This window comes from Tichowtungia aerotolerans, assembly GCF_009905215.1.
Taxonomy (GTDB): Bacteria; Verrucomicrobiota; Kiritimatiellia; order Kiritimatiellales; family Tichowtungiaceae; genus Tichowtungia; species Tichowtungia aerotolerans.
Genome location: NZ_CP047593.1, coordinates 3,742,703 through 3,756,026, shown reverse-complemented (window position 1 = coordinate 3,756,026; position 13,324 = coordinate 3,742,703). Strand labels below are relative to the sequence as shown.

The window sequence follows — 13,324 nt, the reverse complement described above, 5'->3', positions numbered from 1 at the left end:
ATCCGGCGGGAGGATCCCCATGAAGTTTAAAATCCCCATGGAGGGTGGCGACGACGATATCAACATGGCTCCCATGATTGATATGGTGTTTCTGTTGCTCATCTTCTTTATGGTTGCATCGCATCTGACAACTCTGGAACGCATTCCGGTGTTGCTTCCAGTTGCTGATAAGGCAAAGGTTCCGAAAGAGGCACGCGACCGCCAGTTGGTAACCATCCGTTCTGTGGATGACAGTGGCGAAGAGGCTGAGATCTTCATGAACCTACAGATTGTCGACCTTGAACGTTTTACTGCGGCAATTGGAAATCTGCATGAGGCGAATGAGAACCTGCAGGTTTACCTGCGGGCGGACCGGCGCGTAAAACACAAGCACATTAAGAAGGTGATGGAGGCCTGTGCCAGTGCCGGCATTGTGGACATTATCTTTGGTACCTTTGAATCCGGGAATTAATTATGAAAGCCTGGCTTGACGATCTGATTAACGAAAAAGTGGAACTGCAGATTGCTCCGCTCATTGATGTGGTGTTTCTGCTGCTGATCTATTTTATGGTCAGCTCTTCCCTGAAACGTTCCGAGGCTGATTTGAGCATGAGTCTCCCGAGTGCTGTGGCACAGACTCAGGAGCTGAAAATGCCGGATGAGCAGATTATTGAGGTGCTTGCCAATGGTCATATTGTTCTGAATGACCGCGAGTATACGGACCCGAACAAAGCAGACCTTGAGGATCTGGAGCGTACATTGACCCGCTATCGTGAAGCTTCTGCTCTGATGAATACTCCGGCAATGATTACAATCGCTGCTGAAGATAATTCACTCCATGAGCGGGTGATTGATGTGCTGAATGCCTGTGCCGGCGCACAGATTACCAGTGTCACGTTTGGCTCCGCTGAATAAACCGGTAGAGGAGTGCTTCTGTAATGTTCAAAAAGAAACAGACTGGGGTGGAAAATTCAGCGGGTGCGCTGAAGAAGAAGGCTTTGGTTTGTTCCACGGAAGCTGCTGCAATCAGTATCGGTATCCATGTGATTCTGATCCTGCTGGCTGGTTCCATTGTTGCCATTAAATATGTGCAGAAGCGTGATGCCGCTTTTTCCGGAGAAAATGTAAGCCGTCCGAAGCTGGAGCGTCGTCAGCTGCAGATGCCGGTCAAGGTGCAGAACCTCCAGAAAAAAAGCCGGCGTCCCAAGGTCACCACCCGTATGGCCAGTGTGTCGCAGGCATCCTTCTCTTTGCCGGATATGATGGGGATGGGCGATCTCGGATCGACCGGTTTTGACCGCTCGGGCGGGGCAGACCGCAGCCTCAGCAGCATGGGCTCTGCCGGAAGTCTGGGATTCGGGGTTTCCGGTGTGAACTTCTTCGGAGCCCGCTCGAAAGGCGAAAAAATGGTTTTCGTCATCGATGCTGATAAGCGAATGGTCGAAGACCGGCGTGGAGGTTATTTCACCTACAAGTTTGCAAAGGATCGCTTAGGTGAAATGATTGACGGGATGAGTTCTGCCACTCTTTTCAACGTGATGGTTTATCTGCGTGACAGCTCTGTCATGTTTCAGCCGAAACTGATTCCGGCTACGCCGGAAAACCGGGAAGCAGTTAAAAAATGGCTGGCTCCCCTGAACAGCACTCCTTCAGTTGTCGGGCGCATTGATAATCTTCCGGGAGCGTATCGTCCCCCGCGGCAGTACGACGATGGTTCTTTAAGCCGGCTGTATTATTGGGTTCGTCCCGTTCAGGCTGCCATGGAGCAGAAAGCGGACAACATCTTTATCTTATGCAGCGGATTCGGTTGGCAGCCGGTTCCTGATGCCGAGATCATGGAGAGGTTTGACATCGACAGTAAGGAAAAATGGATGGAATCGCGCGGGTGGGATGCCGATCGTATTGCAACGTTTCAGCGGAAACGTGCTGGAATTCTGGCAAGCGCCCGGCAGAAATTGGCAGAAGAAAATAAAGCTCGTCAGGAAAAGGGACTGCCTCCTAAATTTGTTGCGGACGGTCATTGGATGTATTACATGCGTGAAGAGCTGAAATGGGATGTCCCGGATGATATTCCCAAACTTTGGCAGTTGGTGAATCATGGTTCCTACCAGCCGGAATGGATTATTGATTATTTTAATGCTGTGTACACCTTTAATTATGTGCCGCAGAAACTTCCCAAACCTGCCATTCATATTGTGAAGCTGATTGCCGCAGATGGAACTCCGATTGATCCGCCGGGCAACGATGCTCAGACGTTCCAGTATACTTCGCTCAAGAAAACCGCAAGAGCGTTTGATGGACGATTTGAGCATTTGCAGGGGGCTGCGACGATGGAAGACCTGCTTAAAAATAACGACCTTGGCGATTAAAATCGCTATTGAAATTTAGAAATCAGAATGTGGAAATTAAAACGATCAAAATCAAGTAATCCTGCCGGTTCTCTGAAAAAGAAGACTATCGCGGCGTCAACGGAAGCTGCAGCAATCAGTATTGGAATTCATGCTTTGCTGATTATTCTGGCAGGTTCTATTGTTGCCATTAAATATGTGCAGAAACGCGATGCCTCTTTTTCCGGAGAAAATGTAAGCCGTCCGAAGCTGGAGCGTCGTCAGCTGCAGATGCCGGTCAAGGTGCAGAACCTCCAGAAAAAAAGCCGGCGCCCCAAGGTCACCACCCGTATGGCCAGTGTGTCGCAGGCATCCTTCTCTTTGCCGGATATGATGGGAATGGGCGATCTCGGATCCGCCGGTTTCGATCGTTCGGGAGGGGCAGACCGCAGTCTCAGCAGTATGGGATCTGCAGGCAGTCTCGGATTCGGAGTTTCCGGAGTGAACTTCTTCGGAGCCAAATCCAAGGGCGAGAAAATGGTTTTCATTCTCGATGCAAACAAGCTGATGGTGGAAGACCGCAAAGGTGGATATTTTACTTATAAATTCGCGAAGGACCGCTTGATTGAAATGATCAATGGGATGAGTTCGGCAACGCTTTTCAATGTGATGGTTTATTCCGGAAACACAACAGTGATGTTTCGCTCGAAACTGGTTCCGGCTACGCCGGAAAATCGCGAAGCTGTAAAACAATGGATTGCACCGCTCAATAGCACGCCTTCGGTGGTTGCCAGGCTGAATCGGCTTCCCGGAACGTACCGTGAACCCCGAAAGTATGAGGATTCTCCGCTGTATCATTTGTTTGGCTGGGTACGTCCAATTCAGGCGGCTATGGAGCAACGGGCAGATAATATTTTTGTTTTGTGCAGCGGATACGGAATCCCGCGTCCGTCCAAAGAGTTTTTGCTGAAAAAGTATGATGTTGACAGCGAAGAAGAATGGCTCGAATCACGCGGGTGGGGAGCCGACCGGGTGGCTGGTTATGAGCGGAAACGTGCAGAGATTCTGGCCAGAGCCAGGCAGAAACTGGCTGAAGAAAACCGTGCGCGGCAGGCAGGTGGCCAGCCTCCGAAAATCGTGCAGGACTGGTGGTATTATATACGGAATGAGCTGAAATGGGATTGGCAGAGCATGCCGCATCTCTATGAGCTGGCCCCGAATAATATTGTTGAGCCGGATTGGGTGATTGAACACTTTGAGGCAGTTTGCCGGTTCAACTATGCTCCGCAAAAACTGCCCAACCCTGCCATTCATATCGTGAAGCTGATTGCTGAAGACGGCACTCCTATTGAACCCCCGGGGAACGAGGGTTGTGCATATCGTTTTGTTTCATTGAAGAAGATCCCCAGGGCATTTAAAGGCCGGTTTGAGCTCTTGAAGGGAGCCAAAACCATGGAAGATATTCTTAAAAACAATGATTTGTCGGACGATTAGGCTTTTTCTACGACGATGCGATTCCCATGGGCTTCGGTGATTTTTACACCGGAGCCTTTTTCTATGAATTCGCCGTGGGTAATCACATTGATGCGTTCTCCGTCAAAGACGGCCCGGCCTGCCGGGTGAAGGTTCATTTCTGCGATGCCTTCTTTTCCAAGCAAATTGCTGTGGTCATGTGCAGCACTGAACCCGCTTTCTCTGTTGGTGCTTTGTTCTAGAACCAAGGGGCGTACGGCGCGTGATTTAGGGAGAAACCGTCCGGCGGCTGCCCCTAGAATAATCGTTCCGGCCATTCCAAGGGCCAGGTTAATCAGTGCGCGTTGAATCGTGGATCCCTCGCCGGAAAATGCAGGCAGCAGTTCGCCAGGTACCTGCCAGCTCATGGCGCTTAACAGGGAGATAAGAATCAGTATCGTGCCGCTGATCCCGAGTATGCCGAAGCCGGGAGTGACGAATACCTCAACAAACAGCAGTCCAATGCCGATTACAAACAGAACAATATCCTCCATTCCGGCCAGTCCGGCAATATGATGACCGAAAAAGAAAAGGGCCAGCGCAATCGCTCCGCCGATGCCGGGAAGTCCGAATCCCGGCGTCTTGATTTCCAGATAAATGCCGCCCAGTCCCAGCATCAGCAGGATCGGGGCAATGGCCGCAATTAATCGTGCCACTTTTTCCGCCGGAGTCACTTCCAGCTTTTTGATTTCAGCCTCTTTGAGTCCGATCTTCTCCAGCAGTTCATTAATATCGTTAACGGTTCCTTCGGAAAGGATTCCTTCGGCTTCACTGTTGGTCAAAGTAAGCAGTTCTCCGACCTTGCTGACCACATTCGTGCCGATTCTGTATTCAACATCTTTCCGCACCATGGCTTCCGCCAGTTCCGGATCATGGCCTCCCTGTTCCGCTGCGGTGCGCACCATTGCGGCCACGGCGGATTTCATCTTTTCATTGACGTCGTCACTGAGCTCCTGCGGTCCTCCGGTCGGCCCCATCAGCATGGGAGTCGCCGCACCGATCACGCTTCCCGGTGCCATATAAATCTTTGTGGACAGCGCAATGATTGCTCCGGCCGAGTAGGCATCGCGCTCAACAAAAGTATAAACCGGAACATCAATTTCCCGAATGATTTCCAGTATTTTTCGAGTGATGTCAACCCGTCCCCCGGGGGTATCCATCGTGAAAATAATAGCGTCGGCTTTTGTGGCGGATGCTTCGGAAACGCCCCGGCGGATTACGTAGAGCAATGCGGGATCAATCTGCTCTACGATGGGGATTTGAAAGACCACCGCCTGCTTATTGCTTTGCAATAAGCTCGGTTCGAGGTCGCCGGATTCCCAGGCATTGGAAGTTTGGGGTTGAGTTTTTCCAGGCATTGGAAAAACGAGGAGTGAGAAAACAGTCAGAATAATGCAACGGGCTTTCATGCCGTTGAGAATAGCTCATTTTTTCCAAAGATTGGAACAGTTATTTTGACCGGAACGATCCGGGGTTACTGCTCGTTTCGCCAGCTGAACGGAGCAATAAGCTGGTCTGCATCCGTTGGGCCCCACGATCCGGGGGCGTAGTCAACCGGCTTCTGGCCTTCTGTTGCCTTCCATATGGCGTCGATTACCTGCCATTCTGATTCCACTTCGTCGGAACGTGTGAACAGCGTGGGATCGCCGCGCAGAGCGTCGAGCAGAAGGCGTTCGTAGGCTTCGGGCAGTTCCTTGTCCCATTTCCCGGAATAGGAGAAGTCCATATCCACGCTTTCTACAACCAGCTGCATACTGGGTCGCTTGGCCGATACCTGCAGGAAAATTCCTTCGTCTGGCTGAATGCGGAAAATCAGGGTGTTGGGTTTAACACCGGTCAGGTCACAGACGTCGCCTTCGCAGGCCACATGCTGGAACAGCTGCATGGCCGGAATCCGGAACTGAACTGCGATTTCTGTGGTTTTTTTCGACATCCGTTTGCCGGTGCGCAGATAAATCGGAACACCGGCCCAGCGCCAGTTGTTGATTTCCATTCGCAGTGCAACAAACGTTTCGGTCTGCGAGTCCGGACTGACCCGGTCTTCTTCTCGAAAAGCGTTGATATCATCACCTTTGGCATATTGACCAAACACGCCGCCTGGCCGGTTCTGCATGCTGGCAGCCGGCTGCAGCGCGTGCAGGATCTTCATTTTTTCGGCACGAATCGCGGCGGCATTCAGGCCGTCCGGCGGCTCCATGGTCACCAGACAAAGCAGCTGGAACAGATGGTTGGCGACCATGTCGCGCAAAGCCCCGGTCCGGTCATAAAAGGCACCTCGACCGCTTTCCATCCCCACTGTTTCTGCGGCGGTAATCTGAATATGATCGACATAGGTGCGGTTGAAAACCGGTTCGAAAATCGTGTTGGCAAAGCGGAAAGAAAGGATGTTCTGCACGGTTTCTTTTCCGAGGTAATGGTCGATCCGGTAGATTTGAGACTCCGCAAGGTAGGCCAGCAGGTTTTGATTCAGCGCCTTGGCGGTTTCAAGATCGCGCCCAAACGGTTTTTCAATAATGACTCGTGTCCATGGCGTTTGATTGGCCGGAGTAATCAGGCCTGCATTGTGTGCAAAATGTACTGTCTGATCGACCATATCTGAGGAAATTGAAAGATAGAGCAGGCGGTTGGCAGGCAGGGTTGAATCGTTGGTAAACCGGTCATTCAGGGACTGGAAAGCGGCAGGATCAGAGAGGTCTCCGCGGTGATAGAGTAAATGAGAGCAGAATTCTTTCAGTGATGCATCATCGGCCGGGAGGCGGCTGTGCTCGCGCAGGGCGGCCCCCATCAATTCACAAAATTCTTCGTTGTCATATTCCCTGCGAGCAAAGCCGATGATGGTGAACTGTTCCGGCAGTGCCCGTTCGCGGAAAAGGGTATAGAGGGCAGGCAGCAGCTTTCTGCGCGTTAAGTCCCCTGTGGCTCCAAAAATCACAAAGGTGACCGGTTCATTTGCTTTCACTTCCATCAAAGACATCTTTTACTCCTTCCAATAACGGACAAGAACTATCAGGTATTCGTTCGTGATGTTCAAGTCGCATACATCGGCACTTGCCGCCCTGCATCTTTCAGGATACCGTTCCAGACCGATTTATGAAAATTCTGACCAAATATCTGCTTAAAAGCCTGATCTGGCCACTGTTCTACTGTCTGCTCGGATTTTCCCTGCTTTTTATCATTAATGACCTGTTTGATAACTTCAGCGATTTTCTCGGCAGCGACATCCGGCCGTCTGAGATCCTTTATTACTACGTTTTGTTGCTGCCTCCCGCATTAGTGCTGATTTTGCCTGCCTGCCTGCTGCTGGCAATGCTCTACAGTCTGTCTCAGCTCACTCGCCACAGCGAAATCACCGCTATGCGCGCCGGAGGTGTCAGCATTTACCGCATTATCATGCCGTTTATCGGCGTCGGACTGCTCGCCACGCTGGTTTGCTTCCTGATCAATGAAAAAATCGCTCCGAATGCCGGATACCGCGCAGAGCAGTTCCGCAACTACCAAACAGGTGGCCGGCTTGATGAAACCTTTTTTGCCGAAAATATTGCTTTGAAAGACGGCGGAAACGACTGGTATGTCCAGCGCATGGATACCCGCGATCAGTCTCTTTATAACGTACGGCTTGTTCAGCCGCTCGCCGACGGATCCGGCGAAATAAAATATGAAGCCGAAAAAGCCCTGTGGCTTGATGGAACCTGGTGGTTCATGAATGCCACAGTGCAGCGCTACGACGAACATGGCGACTTGGCGGGAGCGCCCGAAATGATCATGCAGAAAGAGATGTACACTCTGACTGAAACTCCGCAAACCTTCATGAGCGAAGTCAAAGAACCGCGTTATCTCTCCTCCCGGGAAATGAAGCGTTACCTTGAGTCTAAAAAAATGATTTCCGACAGCTCCCGTTCCCGGTTGCTTGTCGATCTGCACGCCCGGCTGGCGACACCGCTCGTTTGTTTCATTGTAACCCTCATCGGGGTTCCTGTCGGTGCGCATACCGGCCGGCGCGGCGCCTTTGCCGGCATCATGATCGCCATGTCGCTTTTCTTTGTTTTCTATGCACTGCAGCTGCTCTCGCAGTATATCGCCAAGCAGGAACTTATGCCCGCTTTTCTTGGTGGATGGCTTCCCGTCATCCTGTTCGTTGTCATCACGCCCTTTATGATTTACCGCATGCGCTAAAGCAGGGCAGGCTTCAAGCCTGTTTATGTCTGTTCGGATGAACTCTCCTTACAACATCCAAACCTTGGAAAAACTGATCCGCGATCCATCGCAGCGGAAAAAGTTTCTCAATGCCTACCTCAAAAAAGCACTGCCGCCGGAAGAATGCGCAGAACTGCTCCCCGGCGGAGTCCAATGTCTGGAAAAAATGGGTGCTGACTCAGCCTGTTTGGAAATTGTGGAGAGACATGATTCCCAAATAGACGGCGCATCCAAGCTGGTTTTTCAAACCCGGGATAAACACCGCATTGAAGCAGTGGTTTTGCGGATTGCTAGCGGACGGACGAGTCTTTGTATTTCCTCGCAGATCGGCTGTGCCGCCGGCTGTGGATTTTGTGCGACCGGCAAGCTGGGCTTTATCCGGAATCTGACCTCGCAAGAAATGCTCGACCAGGTTCTGCTCGCCAGGCGGCTGTTGCGCGAAGAGGGACGGATGCTCCGCAACGTGGTGGTAATGGGGATGGGCGAGCCGCTGCATAACGAAGAGAATCTTTTTCAATGCCTGGAAATTCTGCGCGACCCGCTTTTCTTTAATTTGTCGGAAAACCATCTGTTGGTTTCCACCGTCGGCATTCCTGATGCCATGGTGCGCTTTGCAGAACGATTCCCCAAAATCCGTCTTGCACTCAGCCTGCACAGCGCTCGTCAGGAGGTGCGCGAAACGCTCATGCCGGTTGCAAAAATCCAAACCCTGGAAAAACTGAGAGCGGTTTTTCCAATCCTTGGAAACACGTCAGGCTTTATGGTCGAGTATCTGATGCTTAAAGGCATCAACGATGGCCCGAAAGATCTGGAAGCGCTCAAAGAATTTCTGAGCGGTACGGACGCGCATATCAACCTGATTCAGTTTAACGCTCATCCTGGAGCGGAGTTCCAGCCGGTATCCAAAGAGGAGCGCGAAGCGTTTGGTGAACAGCTTCGCGCAGCCGGGTTTAAAACTACGCTGCGTTATTCCCTCGGCGACGACATCGCCGCCGCCTGCGGCCAGCTGGCGGGGAAATAACTATTTCGAAAGAGTGCCTTTGCTGGATGGAACTGCATCCAGAGCGCGTTCGTCGGCGGTGCAGGCCATACGCAGGGCGCGGGCGACGGCTTTAAAGACGGCCTCGTGGGCGTGATGAAGATCCTCGCCGTACTTCTGGTCGATGTGCAGGTTCATTTTTGCCGTGTCGGCAAACGAGCGCCAGAAATGTTTGAGGATGTCGCAGTCGAAATCGCGGATCATATTTTTCTGGTTGGCGAAGTTGTAGACGAGGTAGGGGCGTCCACCGAGGTCGAGGCAGACTTCCGCCTGCGCTATGGCGTCGTCCATCGGAAGCACCCAGAAACCGTAACGGTTGATTCCGCGCCGCTCGCCAAGAGCTTCGCTGAAGGCCTGACCGAGCGCTAATGCAACATCTTCAACGAGGTGGTGGTAATCCACATCAATGTCGCCGCTGGCTTTGATGTCCATATCGATCAGAGAATGTTTGCTGAGCAGATCGAGCATGTGGTTGAAAAACGGTACACCGGTTTCAATGGAATACTTTCCGGTTCCGTCGAGGTTGATCGACAGCTGAATGTCGGTTTCGCCGGTTTTCCGTTCAATGGTCGCTTTGCGTTCGGTCATAGCATATCCTTGCATTGGCTTGATTTCTGAAATTCAGCTGGCATCTTAAATCTTTACAGAAAAACGAAAAGGAGATTCTTATGGCACAGGCAGCAGCAAGACATATTCTCGTGAGCACTGAGGAGCAGTGCAACGACCTGAAACAGCAGATCGCTGATGGCGCAGATTTCGCAGAGCTGGCAAAACAGCACTCATCCTGTCCGTCCGGAAAGCAGGGCGGGGCACTCGGTACTTTTGGTCCGGGACAGATGGTGAAAGAATTTGATGACGTTGTTTTCAGCGCGCCGGTCGGAGAAGTGCAGGGTCCGGTCAAAACGCAGTTCGGATACCATCTCGTGGAAGTCACTATGCGCAATAATTAATCGGCGCTATTCGATAATGATTCGATAGTAACGGGCCTGCAGTGCGACGGCGTTTGTATCAACAAATTCCGTCGTGCTGTTTACGCCCGAGATTCCGGATGTCAGCGTTTGAAATGCCGGGATTGCCAACAGATTGGTGGCGCTTTCAACCCGGTAGGTGCGTCCAGAAAGACTGTTCCACAGCAGTTTGAAACCATTAGGGAAATCGGACGGATCTTGCGCGATAGAAAAGAAGGACTGTGGGTCCTTCGGATCTGTTCCTGCTTTCCATTCCGAAAAGTTGTCCATGTTGTCTCCATCGGAGTCAATAAAGTCCTCGGAGCCGTCATCTGCCAGACCATATTCTGCTCTCCATGTGTCAGGAATTGCTGAGATCACGGTTATGGTTCCGTTGTCATACAGCATGGATGTATCCCATCCGAGGCCTTCTTTAAGAACAGGCAGAGACAGTTGTGCGAATCGGTTGGTTGCGATGCTGCCGGCCAGGATCTTGAATGTATCGTCGATTTCGGGGGAAAAACTGCTGCCGCCGTTGAACTCCAGAGTTCCGTTGAAATCGCCGGTGGCGACATTCATTGCAACAACGGAACCGTTGGTTACTGACAGAGTTCCCTCCGCCATGCTGAAGGAGTTTGTGACGGTTAGATTTCCGCTTCCCGAAACAGACAGGGTGTTCCCGTTGAGATCCATACCTCCGGAAAATACAAGAGTTGTGCCGGACTCTGCTGCGGCATCGGTATCGCTTTCGAGAACGATTGGAACCTGAATTTCATGACGTCCTTCGAAAACATGAATGGATCCTTTTCCTGAATCCGCCTTGATGGAAATAAAACCAGATCCGGAAAGGGTGTAGGACTGTGAGTTACGAAACTGCAGGCCTTTGACATATGTCGGGATTTCTTTAACAGTTATGCTGTCGATTTCGAACGCAGCCAGTGACCCGTTAACCGGGTCAACCCGTATGCGCTTGATGAGCTGTCCGTCCCATTGTGCATGGCCGGCGAGCGAAAAAGTAAGCGTCTGAAACTCACCGTTGCCTGTGTAAGGAGCAGTAACAACCCGGGTTCCCGAAAAAGAGTTTGCAGCGGCAGTCCCCCAGTAAAACTGGAGCGTTGTATTTGCGGACGCTTTCATGCGGACTTTGATTTCAGGAACTTCGTTTCCAAAAAATGACTGATCGGTGCGGTAAATATAAGGGTCGGTTGTGACAGGAGTTGCCTGATAAGTGCCGTTGTTTACAACGGCATTGGTGATATTTCTGGTCAGCCATTCGCTCAGCTCATCGGCGTTTCCAAAAAGATATTCTTTTGAGATGGATGGAATCGTAACGGATGTCGCAGTGGACGCCGCACTGCCAAAAACGGCAACCTCTTCGGACGTGTCGGCACGGTTCCAGTAATACCAGTTGAGCGGGTCGGTCCAGTCGTCTGATTCGGGTGTCGTCCATGCGCATGTGCCGCCGGCCGGCTGGCTGATCGTCAGCGGCGGAGGCTGCAACATGACAGGCGAAGCGTTGGTTGTATGCAGGAAATTTCCCGTTGCATCAAAACACAGAATGCGGCCGCCGGACTCCTGAATATAAACGGACCCGTCGGCCGTCTGTCCCAGCCTCGTGGGACTGCTGAGAGCGGCTCTGTCAAAGATTGATCCCAGCGGGAAGTCGCCCAGGGGAACGTTATCGTCTTTTGGATCTGCTGTGCGCTCATACCTCAGAATGCGGTTTCCGCTGATGGCCAGGTAATGATCGGGAATCAGGTTGCGGACGTTCTCAATCCGGTGAAATGTCAGCAGGTTGGAATCGTGTCCCCGGTCGGGATCATCGCCTCCAACCGGCCATGCGGTTCGGGAAACCAGCACCATATCATCGCCGTCGAAATCAAAGTTCATATATCCGAATCCATCTTTTTCAACATCAGAAGAATAGAGAAGAAACTTTTCGATTTTCCAGTTATACAGATCGGTTGAGCTTAGAATTGCAGCGCTGTTGCGGATCATGTCGGAGGCAATTCCGGAATCGGCATGAACCGGAAGAATCGGCTGGGTCAGCGCAAAAAAACGGCCGGAAACGCTGTCATAGCCGGCGCCGATTTTTTTCTCGCCGCCTGGCAGGGAGGCAAAATCATGATCAGGATCAAATGCCACAACGCCGGTGGAGGCATCGACCCGGGCCAAAGCCGTTAGCGGTTCGTATTTTACCTTGGGCATAATAAACAGACCAAGATTCGGTGACGCCACAATCTGGCCTTCACCGATAAAATCGCCGGGCCAGCTTGCCTGAATTGCCGGGAAGCCGCCGGTTCGAGTCCAGGTTGCTGGCAGAAGCAGGTTGGCCGCATCAGAGGGTGCGGAAACGCTGGCCGTACCGGCGGCACTCCAGATGCGATCCTGAAAAACGACTGGATTATTGGGTGTCGCCAGTCCGCTGTATGTAAAGGTTGCGGATTTTGTCCATGTTGCACCGTGATCCGTCGATTTGGCGATCACGATACCGCCGCCGTCATCATTCAGGGTTCCCATCAGATAAACAGCACCGTTATGTTCAATCATGCTGGCGCGCAACAGACCGGTGATATCCGAACTCACTTGAGTCCATGTTGCTCCCTGATCGGTAGAACGAAAAACAGAGGTCAATCCGGAGGAGTCGGAACCGGATTCGCGTCCGGCCAGTGCGTGTGAGGCAAGGTAATCGCCGCTGGACAGCACCAGAATTTCCGGGTCGGAAATGAATTTTTCGGGGGTTGAGTAAAACCAGCCGTAATACGTGTCCTGATGATCCAATACAACGCCGGGAACGCTGCTGAAATCTAAACTTCGGGCGGAGAGTGCATAGGCGAAAGTGAGCGCTGCGGTTAAATGCAATATTTTTTTCATGAGAGCCGGAGCCTTTGCTGAAAATAACAGGTTTGGAACCGAAAATTTATAGCAGAAAGTTCGGCTGGAAACAATTTGTTTTGGGAGGTCGGCTCTATCCGCCGGCACGTTTAACGGTATAGCCGCGGGAGGACAGCTCCTGGACCAGCAGGTCGCGCTGATCTCCCTGAATTTCGATCACATTGCCTTTAACGGTTCCACCGGTTCCGCATTTCTGCTTCAGTTCTTTGGCGATTTGTTTGAGCCCTTCAGGGTGAGAGGGAATGCCGGTAATGACCGTCACTCCTGCACCTTTGCGACCTTTGGTTTCTCTTCCGACGCGTACTGCGCCGTCGTTTTTTTGCTTTGGTGGTTGTTTTTGTTTCTTCTTCTTTTTAGGCGGAAGTTTTGAGCCCGGAGTGGATTGTTTCCACTCCGGGCCCATATCGAAATTGCTGAGATCAATGCTCATG

The 13,324-nt window shown here is 51.8% G+C and carries 12 protein-coding genes; 7 read left to right on the top strand and 5 right to left on the bottom strand.

The window, feature by feature from the left end:
• The first annotated feature begins 19 nt into the window (after nt 1-19).
• From GT409_RS15365 to GT409_RS15350, 4 genes are read left to right on the top strand one after another with little or no spacing between them, the layout of a single operon-like run.
• Nucleotides 20-451, top strand: coding sequence for an ExbD/TolR family protein (locus GT409_RS15365; RefSeq protein WP_160629931.1), 432 nt, complete (start codon nt 20-22; stop codon nt 449-451).
• A 2-nt stretch (nt 452-453) separates the two neighbouring features.
• Nucleotides 454-894: an ExbD/TolR family protein gene (locus tag GT409_RS15360; protein ID WP_160629930.1), complete on the top strand. Its 441-nt coding sequence runs from the start codon at nt 454-456 to the stop codon at nt 892-894.
• A gap of 23 nt (nt 895-917) precedes the next feature.
• The gene (locus GT409_RS15355) at nt 918-2,348 is read left to right on the top strand and encodes a hypothetical protein (protein WP_160629929.1); all 1,431 of its coding nucleotides are present in this window, start codon (nt 918-920) and stop codon (nt 2,346-2,348) included.
• Between the two features lie 27 nt (nt 2,349-2,375).
• The gene (locus GT409_RS15350) at nt 2,376-3,800 is read left to right on the top strand and encodes a vWA domain-containing protein (protein WP_160629928.1); all 1,425 of its coding nucleotides are present in this window, start codon (nt 2,376-2,378) and stop codon (nt 3,798-3,800) included.
• On the opposite strand, the gene GT409_RS15345 is transcribed toward GT409_RS15350, so the two are convergent.
• A complete protein-coding gene (locus GT409_RS15345; protein ID WP_160629927.1) occupies nt 3,797-5,227 on the bottom strand; it encodes an NfeD family protein in 1,431 nt (476 codons plus the stop codon). The genes GT409_RS15350 and GT409_RS15345 overlap by 4 nt on opposite strands.
• A 65-nt stretch (nt 5,228-5,292) precedes the next feature.
• Nucleotides 5,293-6,792 (bottom strand): glucose-6-phosphate dehydrogenase, encoded by a 1,500-nt coding sequence (zwf, locus tag GT409_RS15340; RefSeq protein WP_160629926.1) that lies wholly within the window; start codon nt 6,790-6,792, stop codon nt 5,293-5,295.
• 116 nt (nt 6,793-6,908) lie between these two features.
• Here zwf and GT409_RS15335 point away from each other — a divergent pair, with 116 nt between their 5' ends.
• Complete coding sequence (locus GT409_RS15335; protein ID WP_160629925.1) at nt 6,909-7,991, top strand: LptF/LptG family permease; 1,083 nt, start codon at nt 6,909-6,911, stop codon at nt 7,989-7,991.
• A 25-nt stretch (nt 7,992-8,016) separates the two neighbouring features.
• Nucleotides 8,017-9,033, top strand: coding sequence for a 23S rRNA (adenine(2503)-C(2))-methyltransferase RlmN (gene rlmN, locus GT409_RS15330; protein ID WP_160629924.1), 1,017 nt, complete (start codon nt 8,017-8,019; stop codon nt 9,031-9,033).
• On the opposite strand, the gene hisB is transcribed toward rlmN, so the two are convergent.
• A complete protein-coding gene (gene hisB, locus GT409_RS15325) occupies nt 9,034-9,639 on the bottom strand; it encodes an imidazoleglycerol-phosphate dehydratase HisB (protein ID WP_160629923.1) in 606 nt (201 codons plus the stop codon). It lies immediately after the preceding gene.
• Between the two features lie 80 nt (nt 9,640-9,719).
• Here hisB and GT409_RS15320 point away from each other — a divergent pair, with 80 nt between their 5' ends.
• Complete coding sequence (locus GT409_RS15320; RefSeq protein WP_160629922.1) at nt 9,720-10,001, top strand: peptidylprolyl isomerase; 282 nt, start codon at nt 9,720-9,722, stop codon at nt 9,999-10,001.
• Between the two features lie 6 nt (nt 10,002-10,007).
• On the opposite strand, the gene GT409_RS15315 is transcribed toward GT409_RS15320, so the two are convergent.
• Both GT409_RS15315 and GT409_RS15310 read right to left on the bottom strand, forming a co-directional pair.
• A complete protein-coding gene (locus GT409_RS15315; RefSeq protein ID WP_160629921.1) occupies nt 10,008-12,872 on the bottom strand; it encodes a sialidase family protein in 2,865 nt (954 codons plus the stop codon).
• Between the two features lie 94 nt (nt 12,873-12,966).
• A complete protein-coding gene (locus GT409_RS15310; RefSeq protein ID WP_160629920.1) occupies nt 12,967-13,323 on the bottom strand; it encodes a translation initiation factor in 357 nt (118 codons plus the stop codon).
• Nucleotide 13,324 lies beyond the last annotated feature (1 nt).

What these genes read in the sequence shown, in the direction of transcription:
- GT409_RS15360 (WP_160629930.1), top strand. Translation starts at nt 454, where the DNA reads ATGAAAGCCTGGCTTGACGATCTGATTAACGAAAAAGTGGAACTGCAG.
- GT409_RS15315 (WP_160629921.1), bottom strand. Translation starts at nt 12,872, where the DNA reads ATGAAAAAAATATTGCATTTAACCGCAGCGCTCACTTTCGCCTATGCA.
- GT409_RS15365 (WP_160629931.1), top strand. Translation starts at nt 20, where the DNA reads ATGAAGTTTAAAATCCCCATGGAGGGTGGCGACGACGATATCAACATG.
- rlmN (WP_160629924.1), top strand. Translation starts at nt 8,017, where the DNA reads ATGTCTGTTCGGATGAACTCTCCTTACAACATCCAAACCTTGGAAAAA.
- GT409_RS15320 (WP_160629922.1), top strand. Translation starts at nt 9,720, where the DNA reads ATGGCACAGGCAGCAGCAAGACATATTCTCGTGAGCACTGAGGAGCAG.
- zwf (WP_160629926.1), bottom strand. Translation starts at nt 6,792, where the DNA reads ATGTCTTTGATGGAAGTGAAAGCAAATGAACCGGTCACCTTTGTGATT.
- GT409_RS15345 (WP_160629927.1), bottom strand. Translation starts at nt 5,227, where the DNA reads ATGAAAGCCCGTTGCATTATTCTGACTGTTTTCTCACTCCTCGTTTTT.
- hisB (WP_160629923.1), bottom strand. Translation starts at nt 9,639, where the DNA reads ATGACCGAACGCAAAGCGACCATTGAACGGAAAACCGGCGAAACCGAC.
- GT409_RS15335 (WP_160629925.1), top strand. Translation starts at nt 6,909, where the DNA reads ATGAAAATTCTGACCAAATATCTGCTTAAAAGCCTGATCTGGCCACTG.
- GT409_RS15350 (WP_160629928.1), top strand. Translation starts at nt 2,376, where the DNA reads ATGTGGAAATTAAAACGATCAAAATCAAGTAATCCTGCCGGTTCTCTG.
- GT409_RS15355 (WP_160629929.1), top strand. Translation starts at nt 918, where the DNA reads ATGTTCAAAAAGAAACAGACTGGGGTGGAAAATTCAGCGGGTGCGCTG.
- GT409_RS15310 (WP_160629920.1), bottom strand. Translation starts at nt 13,323, where the DNA reads ATGAGCATTGATCTCAGCAATTTCGATATGGGCCCGGAGTGGAAACAA.